This is a genomic window from Xenorhabdus poinarii G6 (assembly GCF_000968175.1).
GTDB classification, from domain to species: Bacteria; Pseudomonadota; Gammaproteobacteria; order Enterobacterales; family Enterobacteriaceae; genus Xenorhabdus; species Xenorhabdus poinarii.
The window spans coordinates 3,326,438-3,343,396 of record NZ_FO704551.1 but is presented as its reverse complement, the minus strand read 5'-3'; the positions used below and the strand labels follow the sequence as shown (position 1 = coordinate 3,343,396).

At 46.4% G+C, this 16,959-nt stretch carries 15 protein-coding genes and 2 tRNA genes; 15 read left to right on the top strand and 2 right to left on the bottom strand.

What is annotated here, in order from left to right:
* Positions 1-69 precede the first annotated feature (69 nt).
* Positions 70-1,236: an Obg family GTPase CgtA gene (gene cgtA, locus XPG1_RS15350; protein ID WP_045959956.1), complete on the top strand. Its 1,167-nt coding sequence runs from the start codon at positions 70-72 to the stop codon at positions 1,234-1,236.
* A 93-nt stretch (positions 1,237-1,329) separates the two neighbouring features.
* On the opposite strand, the gene dacB is transcribed toward cgtA, so the two are convergent.
* Positions 1,330-2,778, bottom strand: a complete 1,449-nt coding sequence (gene dacB / locus XPG1_RS15345; RefSeq protein WP_045959955.1) for a serine-type D-Ala-D-Ala carboxypeptidase — start codon at positions 2,776-2,778, stop codon at positions 1,330-1,332.
* 280 nt (positions 2,779-3,058) lie between these two features.
* Between dacB and greA the strand changes: the two genes are divergently transcribed.
* Positions 3,059-3,535 carry a transcription elongation factor GreA gene (gene greA, locus XPG1_RS15340; RefSeq protein WP_045959953.1) on the top strand — a complete coding sequence of 159 codons (477 nt, stop codon included), beginning with the start codon at positions 3,059-3,061 and terminating at the stop codon, positions 3,533-3,535.
* 109 nt (positions 3,536-3,644) lie between these two features.
* Here greA and yhbY read toward each other — a convergent pair whose 3' ends face one another.
* A complete protein-coding gene (yhbY, locus tag XPG1_RS15335; protein WP_045960829.1) occupies positions 3,645-3,938 on the bottom strand; it encodes a ribosome assembly RNA-binding protein YhbY in 294 nt (97 codons plus the stop codon).
* A gap of 136 nt (positions 3,939-4,074) precedes the next feature.
* Here yhbY and rlmE point away from each other — a divergent pair, with 136 nt between their 5' ends.
* The 13 genes from rlmE (at position 4,075) to rpsO (ending at position 16,758) form a co-directional block, all read left to right on the top strand.
* Complete coding sequence (rlmE, locus tag XPG1_RS15330) at positions 4,075-4,704, top strand: 23S rRNA (uridine(2552)-2'-O)-methyltransferase RlmE (RefSeq protein WP_045959951.1); 630 nt, start codon at positions 4,075-4,077, stop codon at positions 4,702-4,704.
* 48 nt (positions 4,705-4,752) lie between these two features.
* Entirely contained in the window at positions 4,753-6,675 is a 1,923-nt protein-coding gene (gene ftsH / locus XPG1_RS15325) for an ATP-dependent zinc metalloprotease FtsH (RefSeq protein WP_045959949.1), read from the top strand.
* 124 nt (positions 6,676-6,799) lie between these two features.
* Complete coding sequence (folP, locus tag XPG1_RS15320; RefSeq protein WP_045959947.1) at positions 6,800-7,654, top strand: dihydropteroate synthase; 855 nt, start codon at positions 6,800-6,802, stop codon at positions 7,652-7,654.
* An 86-nt stretch (positions 7,655-7,740) separates the two neighbouring features.
* Positions 7,741-9,078 (top strand): phosphoglucosamine mutase, encoded by a 1,338-nt coding sequence (gene glmM, locus XPG1_RS15315; RefSeq protein WP_045959945.1) that lies wholly within the window; start codon positions 7,741-7,743, stop codon positions 9,076-9,078.
* A 183-nt stretch (positions 9,079-9,261) separates the two neighbouring features.
* Positions 9,262-9,600, top strand: a complete 339-nt coding sequence (gene secG, locus XPG1_RS15310; RefSeq protein ID WP_045959942.1) for a preprotein translocase subunit SecG — start codon at positions 9,262-9,264, stop codon at positions 9,598-9,600.
* A 59-nt stretch (positions 9,601-9,659) separates the two neighbouring features.
* Positions 9,660-9,749: transfer RNA gene (locus XPG1_RS15305), tRNA-Leu, on the top strand.
* 58 nt (positions 9,750-9,807) lie between these two features.
* Positions 9,808-9,884: transfer RNA gene (locus XPG1_RS15300), tRNA-Met, on the top strand.
* A gap of 221 nt (positions 9,885-10,105) precedes the next feature.
* The gene (gene rimP, locus XPG1_RS15295) at positions 10,106-10,558 is read left to right on the top strand and encodes a ribosome maturation factor RimP (protein WP_045959940.1); all 453 of its coding nucleotides are present in this window, start codon (positions 10,106-10,108) and stop codon (positions 10,556-10,558) included.
* A 21-nt stretch (positions 10,559-10,579) separates the two neighbouring features.
* A complete protein-coding gene (gene nusA, locus XPG1_RS15290) occupies positions 10,580-12,088 on the top strand; it encodes a transcription termination factor NusA (RefSeq protein ID WP_045959938.1) in 1,509 nt (502 codons plus the stop codon).
* Between the two features lie 25 nt (positions 12,089-12,113).
* Positions 12,114-14,888 (top strand): translation initiation factor IF-2, encoded by a 2,775-nt coding sequence (gene infB / locus XPG1_RS15285; RefSeq protein ID WP_045959936.1) that lies wholly within the window; start codon positions 12,114-12,116, stop codon positions 14,886-14,888.
* Between the two features lie 75 nt (positions 14,889-14,963).
* A complete protein-coding gene (gene rbfA, locus XPG1_RS15280; protein WP_045959934.1) occupies positions 14,964-15,374 on the top strand; it encodes a 30S ribosome-binding factor RbfA in 411 nt (136 codons plus the stop codon).
* On the top strand, positions 15,374-16,315 hold the full coding sequence (gene truB / locus XPG1_RS15275) for a tRNA pseudouridine(55) synthase TruB (RefSeq protein WP_045959932.1): 942 nt from the start codon (positions 15,374-15,376) through the stop codon (positions 16,313-16,315). Before rbfA ends, truB begins: the two co-directional genes overlap by 1 nt.
* Positions 16,316-16,488: 173 nt before the next feature.
* A complete protein-coding gene (gene rpsO / locus XPG1_RS15270) occupies positions 16,489-16,758 on the top strand; it encodes a 30S ribosomal protein S15 (RefSeq protein ID WP_045959930.1) in 270 nt (89 codons plus the stop codon).
* Positions 16,759-16,959 lie beyond the last annotated feature (201 nt).

The window sequence follows — 16,959 nt, the reverse complement described above, 5'->3', positions numbered from 1 at the left end:
TTTGGATTACGCCATCTCTGGGTACATCAGCCATCCAGCTTTATAGTGGCTATCCTACGGAGAAAAATGATGAAATTTGTAGATGAAGCCAGGATTCTGGTTGTAGCGGGAGATGGTGGCAATGGTTGCGTCAGCTTCCGTCGTGAGAAATATATTCCCAAAGGTGGGCCGGACGGGGGTGACGGTGGTGACGGTGGTGATGTCTACCTGTTGGCAGACGAGAACCTCAATACACTGATTGATTATCGTTTTGAAAAGTCCTTCCGTGCTGAACGTGGTCAAAATGGACAAAGCCGCGATTGTACGGGAAAACGTGGTCAGGACATTACCATAAAAGTCCCGGTCGGAACGCGTGTGCGTGATATTGCCACCGGCGAAGTGGTTGGCGATATGGTACGCCATGAGCAACGTTTTATGGTCGCAAAAGGGGGATTCCACGGACTTGGCAATACCCGCTTTAAATCGTCGGTGAACCGTGCGCCTCGCCAAAGAACGATGGGAACTCCCGGAGAAAGTCGCGATTTGATGCTGGAGCTGATGTTGCTGGCAGATGTGGGTATGTTGGGAATGCCAAATGCCGGTAAATCCACGTTTATTCGCGCAGTATCGGCAGCAAAACCGAAAGTCGCTGATTATCCATTTACCACTTTGGTGCCGAGCCTTGGCGTCGTGCGTATGGATAATGAGCAAAGCTTTGTTGTCGCGGATATTCCCGGTTTGATTGAAGGCGCATCGGAAGGCGCGGGTTTGGGTATTCGTTTCTTGAAACACTTGGAACGTTGCCGTGTATTGCTGCACTTGATTGATCTCTGCCCGATTGATGAATCTGATCCGATTGAAAATGCGCGCATCATTATCAAAGAGCTGCACAAATACAGTGAAAAACTGGCAGAAAAACCGCGTTGGTTAGTGTTTAATAAAGTCGATCTCACCGATCCCGAAGAGGCTAAGCTGCGAGCAAAAGCAATTGCAGATGCGCTGGGTTGGGAAGGCGATTATTACATGATCTCAGCCGTTAACCGTCAGGGCGTGAAAGAACTTTGTTGGGATATTATGGAATTCATGAAGACGCAACCACGTAGCCTGGAGACGTCAGAAGAATCTCGACCTGAAAAAGTGGAATTTATGTGGGATGACTATCATCAAGAACAGTTACAGGAAGCATCTGATGAAGATTGGGATGATGACTGGGACGAAGAAGATGATGAAGGCATTGAGGTTATTTATAAACGCTGATCTCGCGTAGAAACCGAATAGAACAAAAGGGCGCTCAGTACAGCGCCCTTTTTGATGCTCTTTTCGCATTATTTTCTGAATAATGCAGACTGATTAATGGTTCTGGTATAACGATTTATATAAATGGTGTTCGAAGCGAGATAATGGAACACGGCGCGTTTTCTGATCTTCAGGCAAAACGGAGTATGCAGAAACAAATTGGACAAAGGCAATTTGCTGTCCACTGGCCGCCGTCATAAATCCGGCCAGATTATAAACCCCTTGTAGTGATCCTGTTTTGGCAAAAACCTTACCATCAAGGCCTGATTCATGCAGACTAGGGCGATAAGCCAATGTGCCATCATGTCCTGCTTGCGGCAGCATGGAGATGAAATTCAGCTCATGATTGTGCTGGCCAATAAATTGCAATATTGCCATCATTGTATCGGGAGCCATTAAATTGTGGCGCGAAAGACCCGAACCATCCACCATGACGGTATTGCTCAAGTCAATGCCCGCTTTCTGTTTTAGGATCTGACGAACCGCATTCGCGCCAGAGCGCCATGTACCCGGTACATTGTAGTAACGGTGACCGAGGGTACGAAAAAGGGTATCTGCGATCATGTTATCTGATTTTTTCAACATGATTTTGAGCATATGACTTAACGGTACAGACCGATTCAGTGCGAGTGTTGTTTCCGGTGGTTGGGGCAGTGACTGACGTCGTATACCGCCTTTCAACACAATGCCTGCGTTGCTCAGTTCATTTTTCAGGATCTTGCCTGCATAACTGGCGCCATCCTGAATAGCGAATGCTAATGGGAGTGGCTCATCACGTTGGGTTAGGCAGCCGGTGAGAGTATATCGATTCAAATCACCGGATGTGACATCAAACTCACAGTACTTTGCCTCTGGTGAACCTTTGGCCAGTATTTTGACTTCGCTGAAAACACGGACAGAATAAAATGAGGGAATACGGACAAGCGCCAGTTTACCGGGTTGCTCTGCACTGGAAAGTGAAACCGAAAAGCAATTTTTATCCACAATGGCGGCTGACGGAGGCGCACTGAAACATTGGGTCATATCGTTCCATACCCAACCCGGCGCTTTATCGTGGCTGGAGAAAATTGACACATCTATGATGAGATCGCCATCGATCTGTTTGATGCCAGACTGTTTTAAGGTTTCAACCATATTGCGCAGTTGCGAGCGCGTCAGCATTGGATCACCGACAAAACGGGCGGTCAGATTACCGTCTAAGATACCCTGCGTGATATTAGCATTACTTTCCAATGTCGTTGTAAAACGGTAATCCTGGCCAAGTTGTAATAGTGCTGCCAGCGCTGTCACAATTTTCTGCGTACTGGCTGGTAAGGCCATTTGTTGCCCATGGTAATCAATTAAGGGCGCTTTTGCGCCAACGGGTTGGGCGAGAAATGAAAGGTGAGTTCCCGTCGGTAAATATTGGGCACTTTTCTCAAGAGTGGAGGCAGTTGCACTAAAAATACTCAGACTTAAACTGAGCATACACGCTATTTTGCCAGTAATTTTTAAAAGGGTCATAGATCTCGTATAGGTAAGGTGAAGGTATTTCAACAATATAGGTATGAATAATTCATCATACTCAGGTGCAATACAAAGGAAAAGTAAACGATGATCCGTTATCAACTCTACGTTAGAATAATAGGTTAGCAGGTAAATATGCAGGTGAACTTCAGATTATGCTGGGTTTACGCGCCTTTTATTGCCTGGAGACCCGCCTGATAGGGTAAGATTATTGTGCTTTTACTAGAAAAATCAGGAAGATGTGTTTGGGCTTAGGATCGATTTAGAGGTTTGATAAATGAAACAAATTCCGATGACAGTACGCGGCGCAGATAAATTGCGCGAAGAATTAGAACAGTTGAAAAATGTACGTCGCCCTCAAATTATTGCCGCAATTGCTGAGGCGCGTGAGCACGGTGATTTAAAAGAAAACGCAGAATATCATGCCGCTCGTGAGCAGCAGGGTTTTTGCGAAGGCCGTATTCAGGAGATTGAGGCTAAACTTTCTAATGCTCAGGTGATTGATGTCACGAAAATGACAAATAATGGCCGGGTTATTTTTGGTGCAACGGTGACGGTTCTGAATGTTGATGCTGATGAAGAACAGACTTACCGTATCGTCGGGGATGATGAAGCGAATATTAAAGAAAATTTGCTTTCCGTCAATTCACCGATTGCCCGTGGCCTGATTGGTAAGGAAGTGGATGATGTTGTTGTGATCACCACGCCGGGCGGCCAGGTAGAATATGAAGTTTTGAACGTAGATTATCTCTAAAAGATCCATGATAATCGGCAGGTTCGTTGAGATGGAAAAAGGCCCGGTTTTGGCCTTTTTATCGTAGTTAATATTATCAAGATGGCACTTTTGTATAAATATGCCGTAATTATTTAGGTAAACTAATTTTGCGTTCTTCTGACGGACGGTAGAGAACTAACATTTTTCCAATGATTTGCACATTATGTGCACCTGTTTCACGAACAATCGCTTCAGCGATCAAAGTTTTTATTTCGCGGTCTTCGCCCGCAACCTTGACTTTGATAAGCTCGTGATGTGAAAGAGTTTGTTCGATTTCAGCTAACACGCCTTCGGTTAACCCATTGTTGCCAATCATAACGACTGGCTTTAATGAATGAGCGAGACTTTTCAGGTGTTGGACTTGTTTCTTGTTAAGAGTCATTGTTTTTTTGCTTACGTTGGGATTGAAAACAACATATTCTACCGCCATCTCATATCTATCACCATAAAAGTGTGGTGTGATTTGATAAGAGAGCAATAAAAAAGAAAACGCTCTATTAGTATAGTTGGAAAGAACAATGGCCAATAAAAAACGCTCAGCAAGCTCAAGCCGCTGGTTACAGGAACATTTTAGTGATAAATATGTTCTTCAGGCGCAGAAAAAAGGGCTTCGCTCTCGCGCTTGGTTTAAACTTGATGAGATACAGCAAAGTGACAAAATCTTTAAGCCGGGCATGACCGTTGTTGATTTAGGTGCTGCTCCGGGTGGGTGGTCTCAATACGTAGTGACTCAGATCGGTAATAGTGGGCGAGTGATTGCCTGTGATCTTTTGCCGATGGATCCGATAGTTGGAGTCGATTTCCTTCAAGGAGATTTTCGTGATGAACTGGTGTTGAAAACATTACTTGAGAGAGTTGGTGGTAATAAAGTCCAGGTCGTCATGTCGGATATGGCTCCCAATATGAGTGGAACCCCCGCGGTCGATATTCCCCGATCCATGTATCTGATTGAATTAGCGTTGGATATGTGTCGTGATGTGCTGGCTCCTGGCGGTAGTTTTATTGTCAAAGTGTTTCAGGGGGAAGGCTTTGATGAATACCTGAGGGAAATACGCTCCCTTTTTACGAAGGTAAAAATTCGTAAACCAGAAGCTTCGCGGGCACGATCACGTGAAGTATACATTGTAGCGACAGGGCGGAAAGTATAGTACCCTGACTACTATTTGTTAACACAGTTGTAATATGAGGTTAATCCCTTGAGTGACATGGCGAAAAACCTGATTCTCTGGTTAGTCATCGCAGTTGTCTTGATGGTATTGTTCCAGAGTTTTGGTCCCAGCGATTCTAGTGGTCGTCGGGTAGATTACACTAATTTCATCAATGAATTATCGCAGAATCAAGTCAGTGAAGTGCAAATTTCGGGTCGTGACATTAATTTCACTAAGAAAGAGGGTGGTGGAAAGTACAGCACTTATATGCCGATTCAAGATGAAAAGCTGCTGGATACCCTGATCAATAAGCAAGTAAAAGTGATTGGTGAACCACCGCAGCAACAAAGCTTACTGACGAACATCTTTATTTCATGGTTCCCAATGTTGTTGCTAATTGGCGTCTGGATCTTTTTTATGCGCCAAATGCAAGGGGGTGGCGGTAAAGGCGCGATGTCTTTCGGCAAAAGTAAAGCCCGCATGTTAACGGAAGACCAGATCAAAACCACATTTGCTGATGTCGCTGGCTGTGACGAAGCGAAAGAAGAAGTGGGCGAATTAGTTGAATACCTGCGTGAGCCTGGCCGTTTCCAGAAACTGGGAGGTAAGATCCCGAAAGGTATCCTGATGGTGGGTCCTCCGGGTACGGGTAAGACGTTGTTGGCGAAAGCGATCGCGGGTGAAGCAAAAGTGCCTTTCTTCACCATTTCAGGTTCTGATTTCGTTGAAATGTTTGTTGGTGTTGGTGCTTCCCGTGTTCGTGATATGTTTGAACAGGCGAAAAAAGCAGCGCCTTGCATCATCTTTATTGACGAAATTGACGCAGTAGGTCGTCAGCGTGGAGCGGGTCTGGGCGGTGGACATGATGAACGTGAACAGACACTGAACCAGATGCTGGTTGAGATGGATGGTTTTGAAGGTAACGAAGGTATTATTGTTATCGCAGCAACTAACCGCCCTGATGTTTTGGATCCTGCACTGTTACGTCCGGGTCGTTTTGACCGTCAGGTTGTTGTTGGTCTGCCGGATGTTCGTGGCCGTGAGCAAATTCTGAAAGTGCATATGCGCCGTATCCCGCTGGATATTGATATTGATGCATCGATCATTGCTCGTGGTACACCGGGTTTTTCAGGGGCAGATTTGGCTAACCTGGTGAATGAAGCCGCTTTGTTTGCCGCTCGTGGTAGTAAGCGCGTTGTTTCCATGGTGGAGTTCGAAAAAGCCAAAGATAAGATCATGATGGGCGCAGAGCGCCGCTCAATGGTGATGACAGAAGAACAGAAAGAATCTACGGCATACCATGAAGCAGGCCATGCGATTATCGGTCGCCTGGTGCCAGAACACGATCCTGTCCACAAAGTGACGATTATTCCTCGTGGTCGTGCGTTAGGTGTGACGTTCTTCTTGCCTGAGGGTGATCAGATCAGTGCCAGCCGTCAGAAACTGGAAAGCCAAATTTCAACTTTATACGGTGGCCGCTTAGCTGAAGAAATTATCTATGGTGTGGATAGTGTTTCGACGGGTGCGTCCAATGATATTAAAGTGGCGACTTCAATTGCGCGTAACATGGTGACACAGTGGGGCTTTTCAGAAAAACTGGGGCCATTGCTGTACGCGGAAGAAGAAGGGGAAGTTTTCCTCGGTCGTTCGGTGGCTAAGGCAAAACATATGTCTGAAGACACTGCGCGCCTGATTGATCAGGAAGTGAAGGCTATCGTTGATCGTAATTACCTCCGTGCTCGTCAGATTCTGATGGATAATCTTGATATTCTTCATTCAATGAAAGATGCATTGATGAAGTATGAAACTATTGATGCTCCTCAAATTGATGATCTGATGAATCGTACAACAGTACGTCCGCCAGCAGGTTGGGAAGGTGACAATAAGAATGGCGGTAATAGCAGTAACCGTCATAACACACCATCTCCGCAGCCAACGCCAAAACCTGCGGATGATAATCCAACCGCATAACCTGGTTAGTAGTCTGACGAAACTAAGGGCAACTTTACGTGATTGCCTTGTTGAATTTGAAGATTGTACTTCTTAAATTAAACCCCAGGCTTGTCCTGGGGTTTTGATATTAAGGCATCGAGTAATGAAACTGACAGCCAGAGGCCGAGCCCTCGATCTTTCCTGCCCCCAAGTAATGGGAATTTTGAATGTTACCCCCGATTCTTTCTCTGATGGTGGAACGCATCATACCTTTGATGCGGCATTGCAACATGCGGCTAAGATGATCGCTGAGGGAGCTGCCATTATTGATATCGGGGGAGAATCAACTCGACCCGGCGCGGATGAAGTTAGTGAGCAGGAAGAGCTGGATCGGGTTGTTCCGGTGATTGAGGCTTTGGCTCAGCGCTTTGACACGTGGATCTCCGTGGATACGTCAAAAGCAGTGGTTATGCGGGAATCAGCCAGAGCGGGTGCGCATATTATCAATGATATACGTGCCTTGCAGGAACCGGGAACGCTTGAAGCAGCAGCACAAAGTGGTTTGCCGATCTGTTTAATGCATATGCAAGGGCAGCCTCGCACCATGCAAGCCCACCCCCATTATGAAGATGTCCTCGCGGAAGTAAGCACATTCCTGATGCAACAAATTGAACGTTGTACTGCGGCGGGTATCGCAAAAAATAATCTGATTCTTGATCCTGGCTTCGGTTTTGGTAAGAACTTATCGCATAATTATCAGTTATTGGCTCGTTTGCAAGAATTCCACCATTTTGGTTTGCCGATTCTGGCGGGAATGTCGCGTAAGTCGATGATTGGTCAATTGCTTAATGTCCCGCCACCCGATCGTGTGACTGGCAGTGTCGCGTGTGCCGTTATTGCAGCTATGAAAGGCGCCCGGATTATCCGTGTACATGATGTGAAAGAAACCGTTCAGGCAATGCAAATCGTTCAGGCAACTTTATCTGCCAACCTTGTCGGCAAGAAAGACGATATCTGACAATGAAGGCAAGATTGAAAAGAACAGGTTGTCAGCAACATTCGCTGTGAGCAGAGAAATACGTTCAGCAAAGGAAAAAGAAATTAATGAGTAACCGTAAATATTTTGGTACTGACGGTATCCGTGGCAAAGTGGGCAATACGCCAATTACCCCTGATTTTGTCTTGAAACTGGGTTGGGCGGCGGGAAAAGTGCTGGCACGTCATGGTTCTCGCAAGATTATCATTGGTAAAGATACCCGAATTTCAGGCTATATGCTGGAATCTGCCCTGGAAGCGGGACTCGCCGCTGCGGGATTATCGGCATCCTTTACTGGCCCTATGCCAACGCCTGCCGTGGCCTATCTGACACGAACTTTCCGTGCCGAAGCAGGTATTGTTATTTCAGCTTCCCATAACCCTTACTATGATAACGGTATTAAATTCTTCTCTATTGATGGGACTAAATTACCTGATGATGTTGAAGAAGCGATTGAAGCCGAAATGGAAAAACCGCTGACTTGTGTGGAATCTGCCGAGTTAGGGCGAGCAAACCGAATCGTTGATGCGGCGGGTCGTTACATTGAATTTTGTAAAGGGACATTCCCGAGTGAACAAAGTTTAAATGGGTTGAAAATTGTTTTAGATTGCGCCAATGGGGCCACGTATCATATTGCTCCGAACGTACTCAGAGAGCTGGGTGCGGAAGTGATTACCGTAGGTTGTGAACCGAATGGCATCAACATCAATGAAGAATGCGGCGCAACGGATGTTAGCCTGTTGCAACGGCGTGTACTGGAAGAGCAGGCTCACGTTGGTCTGGCATTTGATGGTGATGGTGATCGCATCATCATGGTTGATCATTTGGGGCAAAAAGTTGATGGTGATCAGATCCTTTATATCATTGCCCGTGAAGCATTGAGGCAAGGTCAGCTACGTGGTGGTGCTGTGGGAACATTGATGAGCAACATGGGGCTGGAATTGGCACTCAAGCAGCTTGGCATTCCATTTGAACGCGCGAAAGTCGGTGATCGTTATGTGTTGGAGAAGTTGCAGGAAAAAGGCTGGCGTTTGGGGGCAGAAAACTCAGGCCATGTGATTTTGCTGGATAAGACCACAACGGGTGATGGCATTGTCGCTGGATTGCAAGTATTGAGTGCAATGGTACGCAATACGATGAGTTTGCATGATCTGTGCAGTGGCATGAAACTTTTACCGCAGATTTTGGTTAACGTCCGTTTTACGGGGGATCACGATCCGCTGCAAGCAGAATCAGTGCAGGAAGCTGTCAAATCAGTTGAATCAGAATTAGAGGGATGTGGTCGTGTTTTGCTACGTAAATCGGGGACAGAGCCATTGATTCGTGTCATGGTGGAAGGTGAAGATAAAGATCAGGTCACCGCGTTAGCACATCGTATTGCAGATGCGGTGAAAAAAATCGGTTGATTTGTTGTTTTTTTCTTCAATCAGATGCAGTATTTAAAATTAATCTTGCGTGTCTGATACGCTTTGGTTAGTATTCACACCCGCTCAATAAGTTAATTTTTTTAATTTTGTGAGCGGGTGATGCAAGATAACGTCGCTACGAAATTGTGGTCAATTCCACGAGGAAAGAAACGGGTACAACATATGTATGAAGCTCTTTTAGGTATATTCTTGCTGGTTGGTATCGGGCTAATTGCTCTGGTTCTGCTACAGCAGGGTAAAGGTGCTGATATGGGTGCTTCTTTCGGCGCGGGTGCATCTAACACGCTGTTTGGTTCATCGGGCTCCGGTAATTTTATGACCCGCATGACAGCTATTTTTGCCACGCTGTTTATTGTTATCAGTCTGATTTTGGGTAACATGACCAGCAACAAGACCGGTTCCAGCAGTAAATGGGATAATCTTGGCGAACCTGTAAACGTTGAGAAAAGTGCAGACGTTCCGGCAGTACCAGCAAAACCAAATAGTGATATCCCTCAGTAAGTTTCAGTAAAAGAATTGAGATAGGGTTGTTGGGTTTAACAGTCCTACAAAAAATCAGTGCCGAGGTGGTGAAATTGGTATACACGCTACCTTGAGGTGGTAGTGCCTAAACAACGGGCGTACGGGTTCAAGTCCCGTCCTCGGCACCATTAATCTAGAAACTTGCGTTTTTAGTATTATCAGCGTAAGATTTGCCACGTTTTCGAACGCGGGATGGAGCAGCATGGTAGCTCGTCGGGCTCATAACCCGAAGGTCGTCGGTTCAAATCCGGCTCCCGCAACCACTTCTGAATATGTACCTTTTCAACCGTCATAACTTAGCCGCCATTGAGATATCGGTCCTGATTTGACAGGCTGCTTAGAAAGGTATAGAAAGAAGTTGGTTTAGACCGCTGGCAGTAAACAGGGTCCAGTTGCATAAAGCCCCGGGTATCGGGGTTTTTTGTTATTTGACAGCAGAACTACTGGGCTAATATAGCCCTTTTTTTATGTCTTGGGGGTGGGCTTGTCCACATTAGAGCAAAAATTAACAGAGATGATTTCAGCACCAGTTGAAGCTTTGGGTTTTGAATTAGTTGGCCTGGAGTTTATTCGCGCTCGTGTATCAACGCTGCGGGTCTATATTGATAGTGAAGAGGGTATCACTGTTGATAATTGTGCTGATGTTAGCCACCAGGTCAGTGCAGTGCTTGATGTTGAAGATCCGATTTCAGTACTTTATAACCTGGAAATATCTTCACCAGGGCTTGAGCGTCCACTGTTTAAGGCTGAACATTACCAGCGTTTTATCGGTGAAGAAGCCAGCTTGGTTTTACGTATGGCAATGCAGAACCGTCGCAGATGGCAAGGGATCATCAAGGCTGTTGATGGTGAAATGATAACGGTTACGGTGGATGGAAAAGACGAAGTGTTCGCACTGAGCAACATCCAGAAAGCGAACCTGGTACCCCACTTTTAAAGTTCGGATGAGGCAACTAGGATGAATAAAGAAATTCTGGCTGTTGTGGAGGCGGTTTCTAATGAAAAATCTCTCCCTCGCGAAAAAATCTTCGAAGCATTAGAGATTGCACTGGCGACAGCCACCAAGAAAAAGTATGAGCAGGAGATCGATGTTCGTGTTTGCATCGATCGTAAATCAGGTGATTTTGATACCTTCCGTCGTTGGTTAATTGTCGATGAAGTCACTCAGCCAACGCGTGAAATCACACTGGAAGCGGCAAAATATGAAGATCCAGAGCTTGAACTGGGTCATTATATTGAAGATCAAATTGAATCAGTGACCTTTGATCGCATCACGACACAAACGGCAAAACAGGTTATTGTACAGAAAGTCCGTGAAGCTGAGCGTGCCATGGTTGTTGATCAATTCCGTGAACAACAAGGCGAAATTGTGACCGGTCAGGTCAAAAAAGTGAACCGCGAAAATATTACGCTGGATTTAGGTAATAATGCTGAAGCGGTCATTTTGCGTGAAGATATGTTGCCACGGGAAAATTTCCGTCCAGGTGACCGCATCCGTGGTGTCCTGTATGATGTCCGTCCTGAAGCGCGTGGTGCACAGCTTTTCATTACTCGCTCCCGTCCGGAGATGTTGGTTGAACTGTTCCGCATCGAAGTGCCTGAGATTGGTGAAGAGATTATTGAGATCAAAGCGGCTGCCCGTGATCCGGGTTCCCGCGCAAAGATCGCAGTGAAAACCAACGACAAGCGTATTGACCCTGTTGGGGCTTGTGTCGGTATGCGTGGTGCAAGGGTACAAGCCGTTTCCAGCGAGCTTGGCGGAGAACGAATTGACATCGTGCTGTGGGATGATAATCCTGCACAATTTGTTATTAATGCAATGGCTCCGGCGGATGTTGCCTCTATTGTGGTTGACGAAGACAATTGCACAATGGATGTTGCCGTAGAAAACAGCAATCTTGCTCAGGCGATCGGACGTAATGGTCAAAACGTTCGTCTGGCGGCGCAGCTGTTGAAAAAGCATCGTGGTGATGATAAGTGGGAACTGAATGTCATGACTGCGGAAGAGCTACAAGCAAAACATCAGGCAGAAGCACATGCTTCTATTGATACCTTTACTAAGCATCTCGACATTGATGAAGATTTCGCCACTGTATTGGTTGAGGAAGGCTTCTCTACGTTAGAAGAGTTGGCGTATGTGCCAATTAAGGAGCTTCTGGCAGTAGAAGGCCTTGATGAAGACACTGTTGAAGTGCTTCGTGAACGCGCTAAAGCGGCCTTAACGACGCTGGAACTGGCTCAGAAAGAGAGTCTTGGTGATCAGCAACCCGCCGAAGATTTATTGAATCTGCCAGGCATGGAGCGTACTTTGGCGTTTAACCTGGCTGCCCGTGGCATCTGTACTCTGGAAGATCTTGCCGAGCAGGGTATCGACGACTTATCTGATATCGAAGAACTGAATGATGAGCAAGCTGGGACACTCATTATGGCAGCCCGTAATATCTGTTGGTTTGGCGATGATGCATAAATAAACTGTAGCAGGAAGGAACAGAATGACAGAGGTAACCGTAAAATTACTGGCAGAAGAGATCCAGACATCGGTAGAACGTCTTATTCAGCAATTCGCTGATGCTGGCATTCAGAAAACCGCAGCTGACTCTGTTTCTCAGAAAGAAAAAGAAGCTTTGCTGGCTCACCTGAACCGCGAACAAGGCGGTTCTGGCGGTCAGCCGGGTAAATTAACACTACAGCGTAAAACGCGCAGTACACTGAACGTTCCTGGCACCGGTGGCAAAAGTAAATCGGTAGCGATTGAAGTCCGCAAAAAGCGCACATATGTAAACCGTGATGCCGTTGAACAGGCGAAAGCGGAAGAACAGGCGAAGCGTGAAGCGGAAGAGCAGGCTCGGCGCGAGGCAGAAGAGAAGTCGCGGCTTGAAACTGAAGCGAAAAAACTCGCTGAAGAGCAAGCTAAATGTGACGCTGAATTAAAGGCGAAGCGTGAAGCGGAAAAGAGCGCTCGACGTGAAGCAGAAGAAAAAGCCAAACGTGAAGAGGCTAAACTGTCTCAGCGTGAGGCGGCGGAAAAAGAAAAAGTGACTAAGCAACATACCGAAAATAAACCAAAATCAGTTCAGACTGACTCTGCCGCGCAAAGTGAGAAAGCGCGTCGTGAAGCGGAAGCTGCAAACTTAAAACGTAAAGCTGAAGAAGAAGTGCGCCGTAAGGTGGAAGCGGAAGCGAAGCGTGTTGCAGAAGAAGCGCGTCGAATGGCAGAAGAAAATAAAGACAAATGGTCTAACGAGTCTGATAACACTGAAAGTAGTGACTATCATGTAACCACTTCCCGCTATGCTCGTGATGCGGAAGATGAAAATGACGCCAAAGTAGAAGGCGATCGTCGTTCCCGCTCCCGTGGTGGTAAAGCAACCCGCCAGAAGAAGAATAACAAACATTCTGAATCGAAAGCTGATCGCGAAGAAGCGCGTGCAGTGGGTCGTAACAAAGGTAAACAACGCCATAAGCCAAGTACGCTACAGCAGAGCTTCAATAAGCCTGTCGTCGCGGTTAACCGTGATGTCGTGATTGGTGAAACAATTACTGTTGCTGAGCTGGCTAACAAAATGGCCGTTAAAGGTGCTCAGGTCATCAAGACCATGATGAACATGGGTGCAATGGTAACAATCAACCAAGTTATCGACCAAGAAACGGCGCAACTGGTTGCCGAAGAAATGGGGCATAAAGTTATCCTGCGTCGTGAAAACGAGCTGGAAGAAGCGCTGATGAGTGATCGTGATACCGGTGAAACACTGGCCGAATCTCGTGCGCCGGTTGTTACTATTATGGGTCACGTTGACCACGGTAAAACCTCGCTGCTGGACTATATCCGTTCCACGAAAGTGGCTTCTGGTGAAGCGGGTGGGATCACTCAGCACATTGGTGCGTATCATGTGAAAACTGAAAAAGGCATGATCACCTTCCTGGATACACCGGGCCATGCTGCGTTTACTTCCATGCGTGCTCGTGGTGCGAAAGCAACAGATATCGTTGTTCTGGTTGTTGCGGCAGATGATGGTGTGATGCCTCAGACCATCGAAGCTGTTCAGCATGCGAAAGCGGCCAACGTGCCGGTTGTTGTTGCGGTGAACAAGATCGATAAGCCAGAAGCTGATCCAGATCGGGTGAAGAATGAATTGTCACAATATGGCATCATTCCAGAAGATTGGGGCGGTGAAACTCAGTTCATCAATGTGTCTGCCAAAGCAGGTATCGGGATTGATGAATTATTGGAAGCCATCTTGCTTCAGGCTGAAGTGCTTGAGCTGAAAGCTGTACGTACTGGCATGGCAAACGGCGTGGTCATCGAATCCTTCCTGGATAAAGGTCGCGGTCCGGTTGCCACTATTCTGGTTCAGTCAGGTACACTGAATAAAGGCGATATCGTTCTGTGCGGCTTTGAATATGGCCGTATCCGTGCGATGCGTAATGAACTTGGCCGTGAAGTGATGTCTGCTGGCCCATCGATTCCAGTCGAAATTCTGGGTCTGTCCAATGTGCCATCTGCGGGTGATGAAGCAACTGTTGTACGTGATGAGAAGAAAGCACGTGAAGTGGCCTTGTATCGTCAGGGTAAATTCCGTGAAGTGAAACTGGCTCGTCAGCATAAATCTAAGCTGGAAAATATCTTCGCCAATATGGAAGAAGGTAAAGTATCTGAACTGAACATCGTTCTGAAAACGGATGTTCAGGGCACTTGCGAAGCCATTTGTGACTCACTACTGAAACTCTCGACTGATGAAGTGAAAGTGAAAATCATCGGTTCTGGTGTGGGTGGTATCACTGAAACTGATGCCACACTGGCAGCGGCATCCAGCGCAATTATTCTGGGCTTCAACGTTCGTGCGGACGCTTCAGCACGTCGCGTCATCGAAAATGAAAGCCTGGATCTGCGTTACTACTCCGTTATCTATAACCTGATTGATGAAATCAAACAGGCGATGAGCGGTATGCTGGCACCAGAATATAAGCAGCAGATCATGGGTCTTGCCGAAGTTCGTGACGTCTTTAAGTCACCGAAGTTTGGTGCCGTTGCTGGTTGTATGGTGGTTGAAGGTTCCATCAAGCGTAATAATCCGATCCGCGTGCTGCGTGATAACGTCGTGATTTACGAAGGTGAATTGGAATCCCTGCGTCGCTTTAAGGATGACGTTAACGAAGTCCGTAATGGTATGGAATGTGGTATTGGCGTGAAGAACTATAATGATGTTCGTGTTGGCGACATGATTGAAGTCTTTGAAATCATTGAAATTAAACGTACTATCGATTAATACCATTATCTATTCAGTCGATTTATTCCATTCTTGGGGGGCTTAATGCCCCCCAAAATGTCAGGAGATATAACCATGGCAAGAGAATTCAGTCGTACTCAACGTGTTGCACAGGAAATGCAAAAAGAAATTGCCATTATTTTACAGCGTGAAGTCAAAGATCCTCGTATCGGGATGGCGACCGTGTCTGGTGTTGAGGTTTCCCGCGATCTGGCCTATGCCAAAGTATTTGTAACCTTTCTGAATGTATTGGTCGAAGGGCATGATTCAGGTCTGGTTAATGAAGGTATTAAGGCACTAAACGAAGCCTCTGGTTTTATCCGTTCTTTGTTGGGGAAAGCGATGCGTCTGCGTGTTATTCCTGAGCTGACATTTTCTTATGACAGTTCTTTGGTGGAAGGGATGCGTATGTCAAGTCTGGTCAGCAACGTTGTTAAAAATGATGAGAAACGTCGCGCATCAGCGGATAACAATGAGGAAAAATAATGGGACGCCGTCGTAGAGGCCGTGCGATACACGGTGTACTGTTGCTGGATAAGCCTCAGGATATTTCCTCCAATGATGCGTTACAGAAAGTCAGGCGGATTTTCAATGCCAGCAAGGCGGGTCATACGGGTGCATTAGATCCATTAGCAACGGGCATGTTACCGATTTGTCTTGGTGAAGCGACCAAATTTTCCCAATTTTTGCTGGATTCTGATAAACGCTACCGTGTGATAGCTCGTTTGGGGCAGCGTACAGATACTTCGGACTCACATGGAGTCATCATAAGTGAACGCGAAGTCAACATCACCTCCCCTCAGCTTGATGCAGCATTGGATACATTTCGTGGGGACACCATGCAGGTTCCTTCCATGTATTCTGCCTTGAAACATCAGGGAAAACCGCTCTATGAATATGCCCGTCAGGGGATTGAAGTTGAGCGTGAAGCACGTCCTATCACTGTTTATGAATTGCAGTTCATTCGTTGGGAAGGCAATGAGCTGGAATTGGAAATACACTGTTCCAAGGGAACTTACATTCGCACTATCATTGATGACTTAGGCGAACTGTTGGGTTGTGGTGCGCATGTCATTTACCTGCGTCGTTTGCAGGTTGCCAATTACCCCAATCAAAGAATGGTCACGTTGGAACAGTTACATGCATTGAAACAACAAGCGGATAATCAAGCGATTGAAGCGTGGGAATTGCTTGATCCACTGTTGTTGCCTATGGATACGGCAGTGACTCATTTTCCTGCCATTCATTTAACCTCGGTGGTTGCGTCTTATTTTAAACAAGGCCAGCCAGTGCGAAGCAAACATGATTTGTCTTCCAATGAATGGGTCAGGGTCACCGAAGGCGATGAAAATAAATTCATCGGTATTGCGGTCATTGATGATGATGGCTTAGTGGCACCACGCCGTCTGGTTGTTGAAACCGAATAATCATCGCACTTGACCGGGAATTCAAAGCAAGCAAATGGCAAAAAGAGGCAGAATAACGGCGATTGTGCTGTCTTGCGCTTCACCTATTTGCAGCGTAGAATACCGCGTCTATCTGAGTTGCTGAATTAGAGATCGGCACTCGTCATTTTAAATTACATATTTGGAGTTATACTATGTCTCTAAGTACTGCTGCAAAAGCGCAGATTATTGCTGAATTTGGTCGCGGCGTTAACGACAGTGGTTCCAGCGAAGTTCAGATCGCACTGCTGACTGCTGACATCAACCATCTGCAAGGTCACTTTTCAGAGCACAAAAAAGATCACCACAGCCGTCGTGGTCTGCTGAGAAAGGTTGCACAACGTCGTAAGCAGTTAAACTACCTGAAGCGTAAAGACTTGGCACGTTACACTGCTCTGATTGAGCGCCTGGGACTGCGTCGCTAATCGATGAGTTTCAGTGGAAAGGGGCCTATGGCCCCTTTTCTTCTAGGAAACGGAATGGAGAGATTTAAAGGCGATTTCTACCATTTCTAAAATGTAAACCTCTTCCGCTACAGTGACTCGCGCGGCTAATGAGAGTGCTTAAAGGTGTGAGTATTGTCATTAGTCGTGAGGGTGTAGCAAGAAGAGAAAACCCATCGTTGC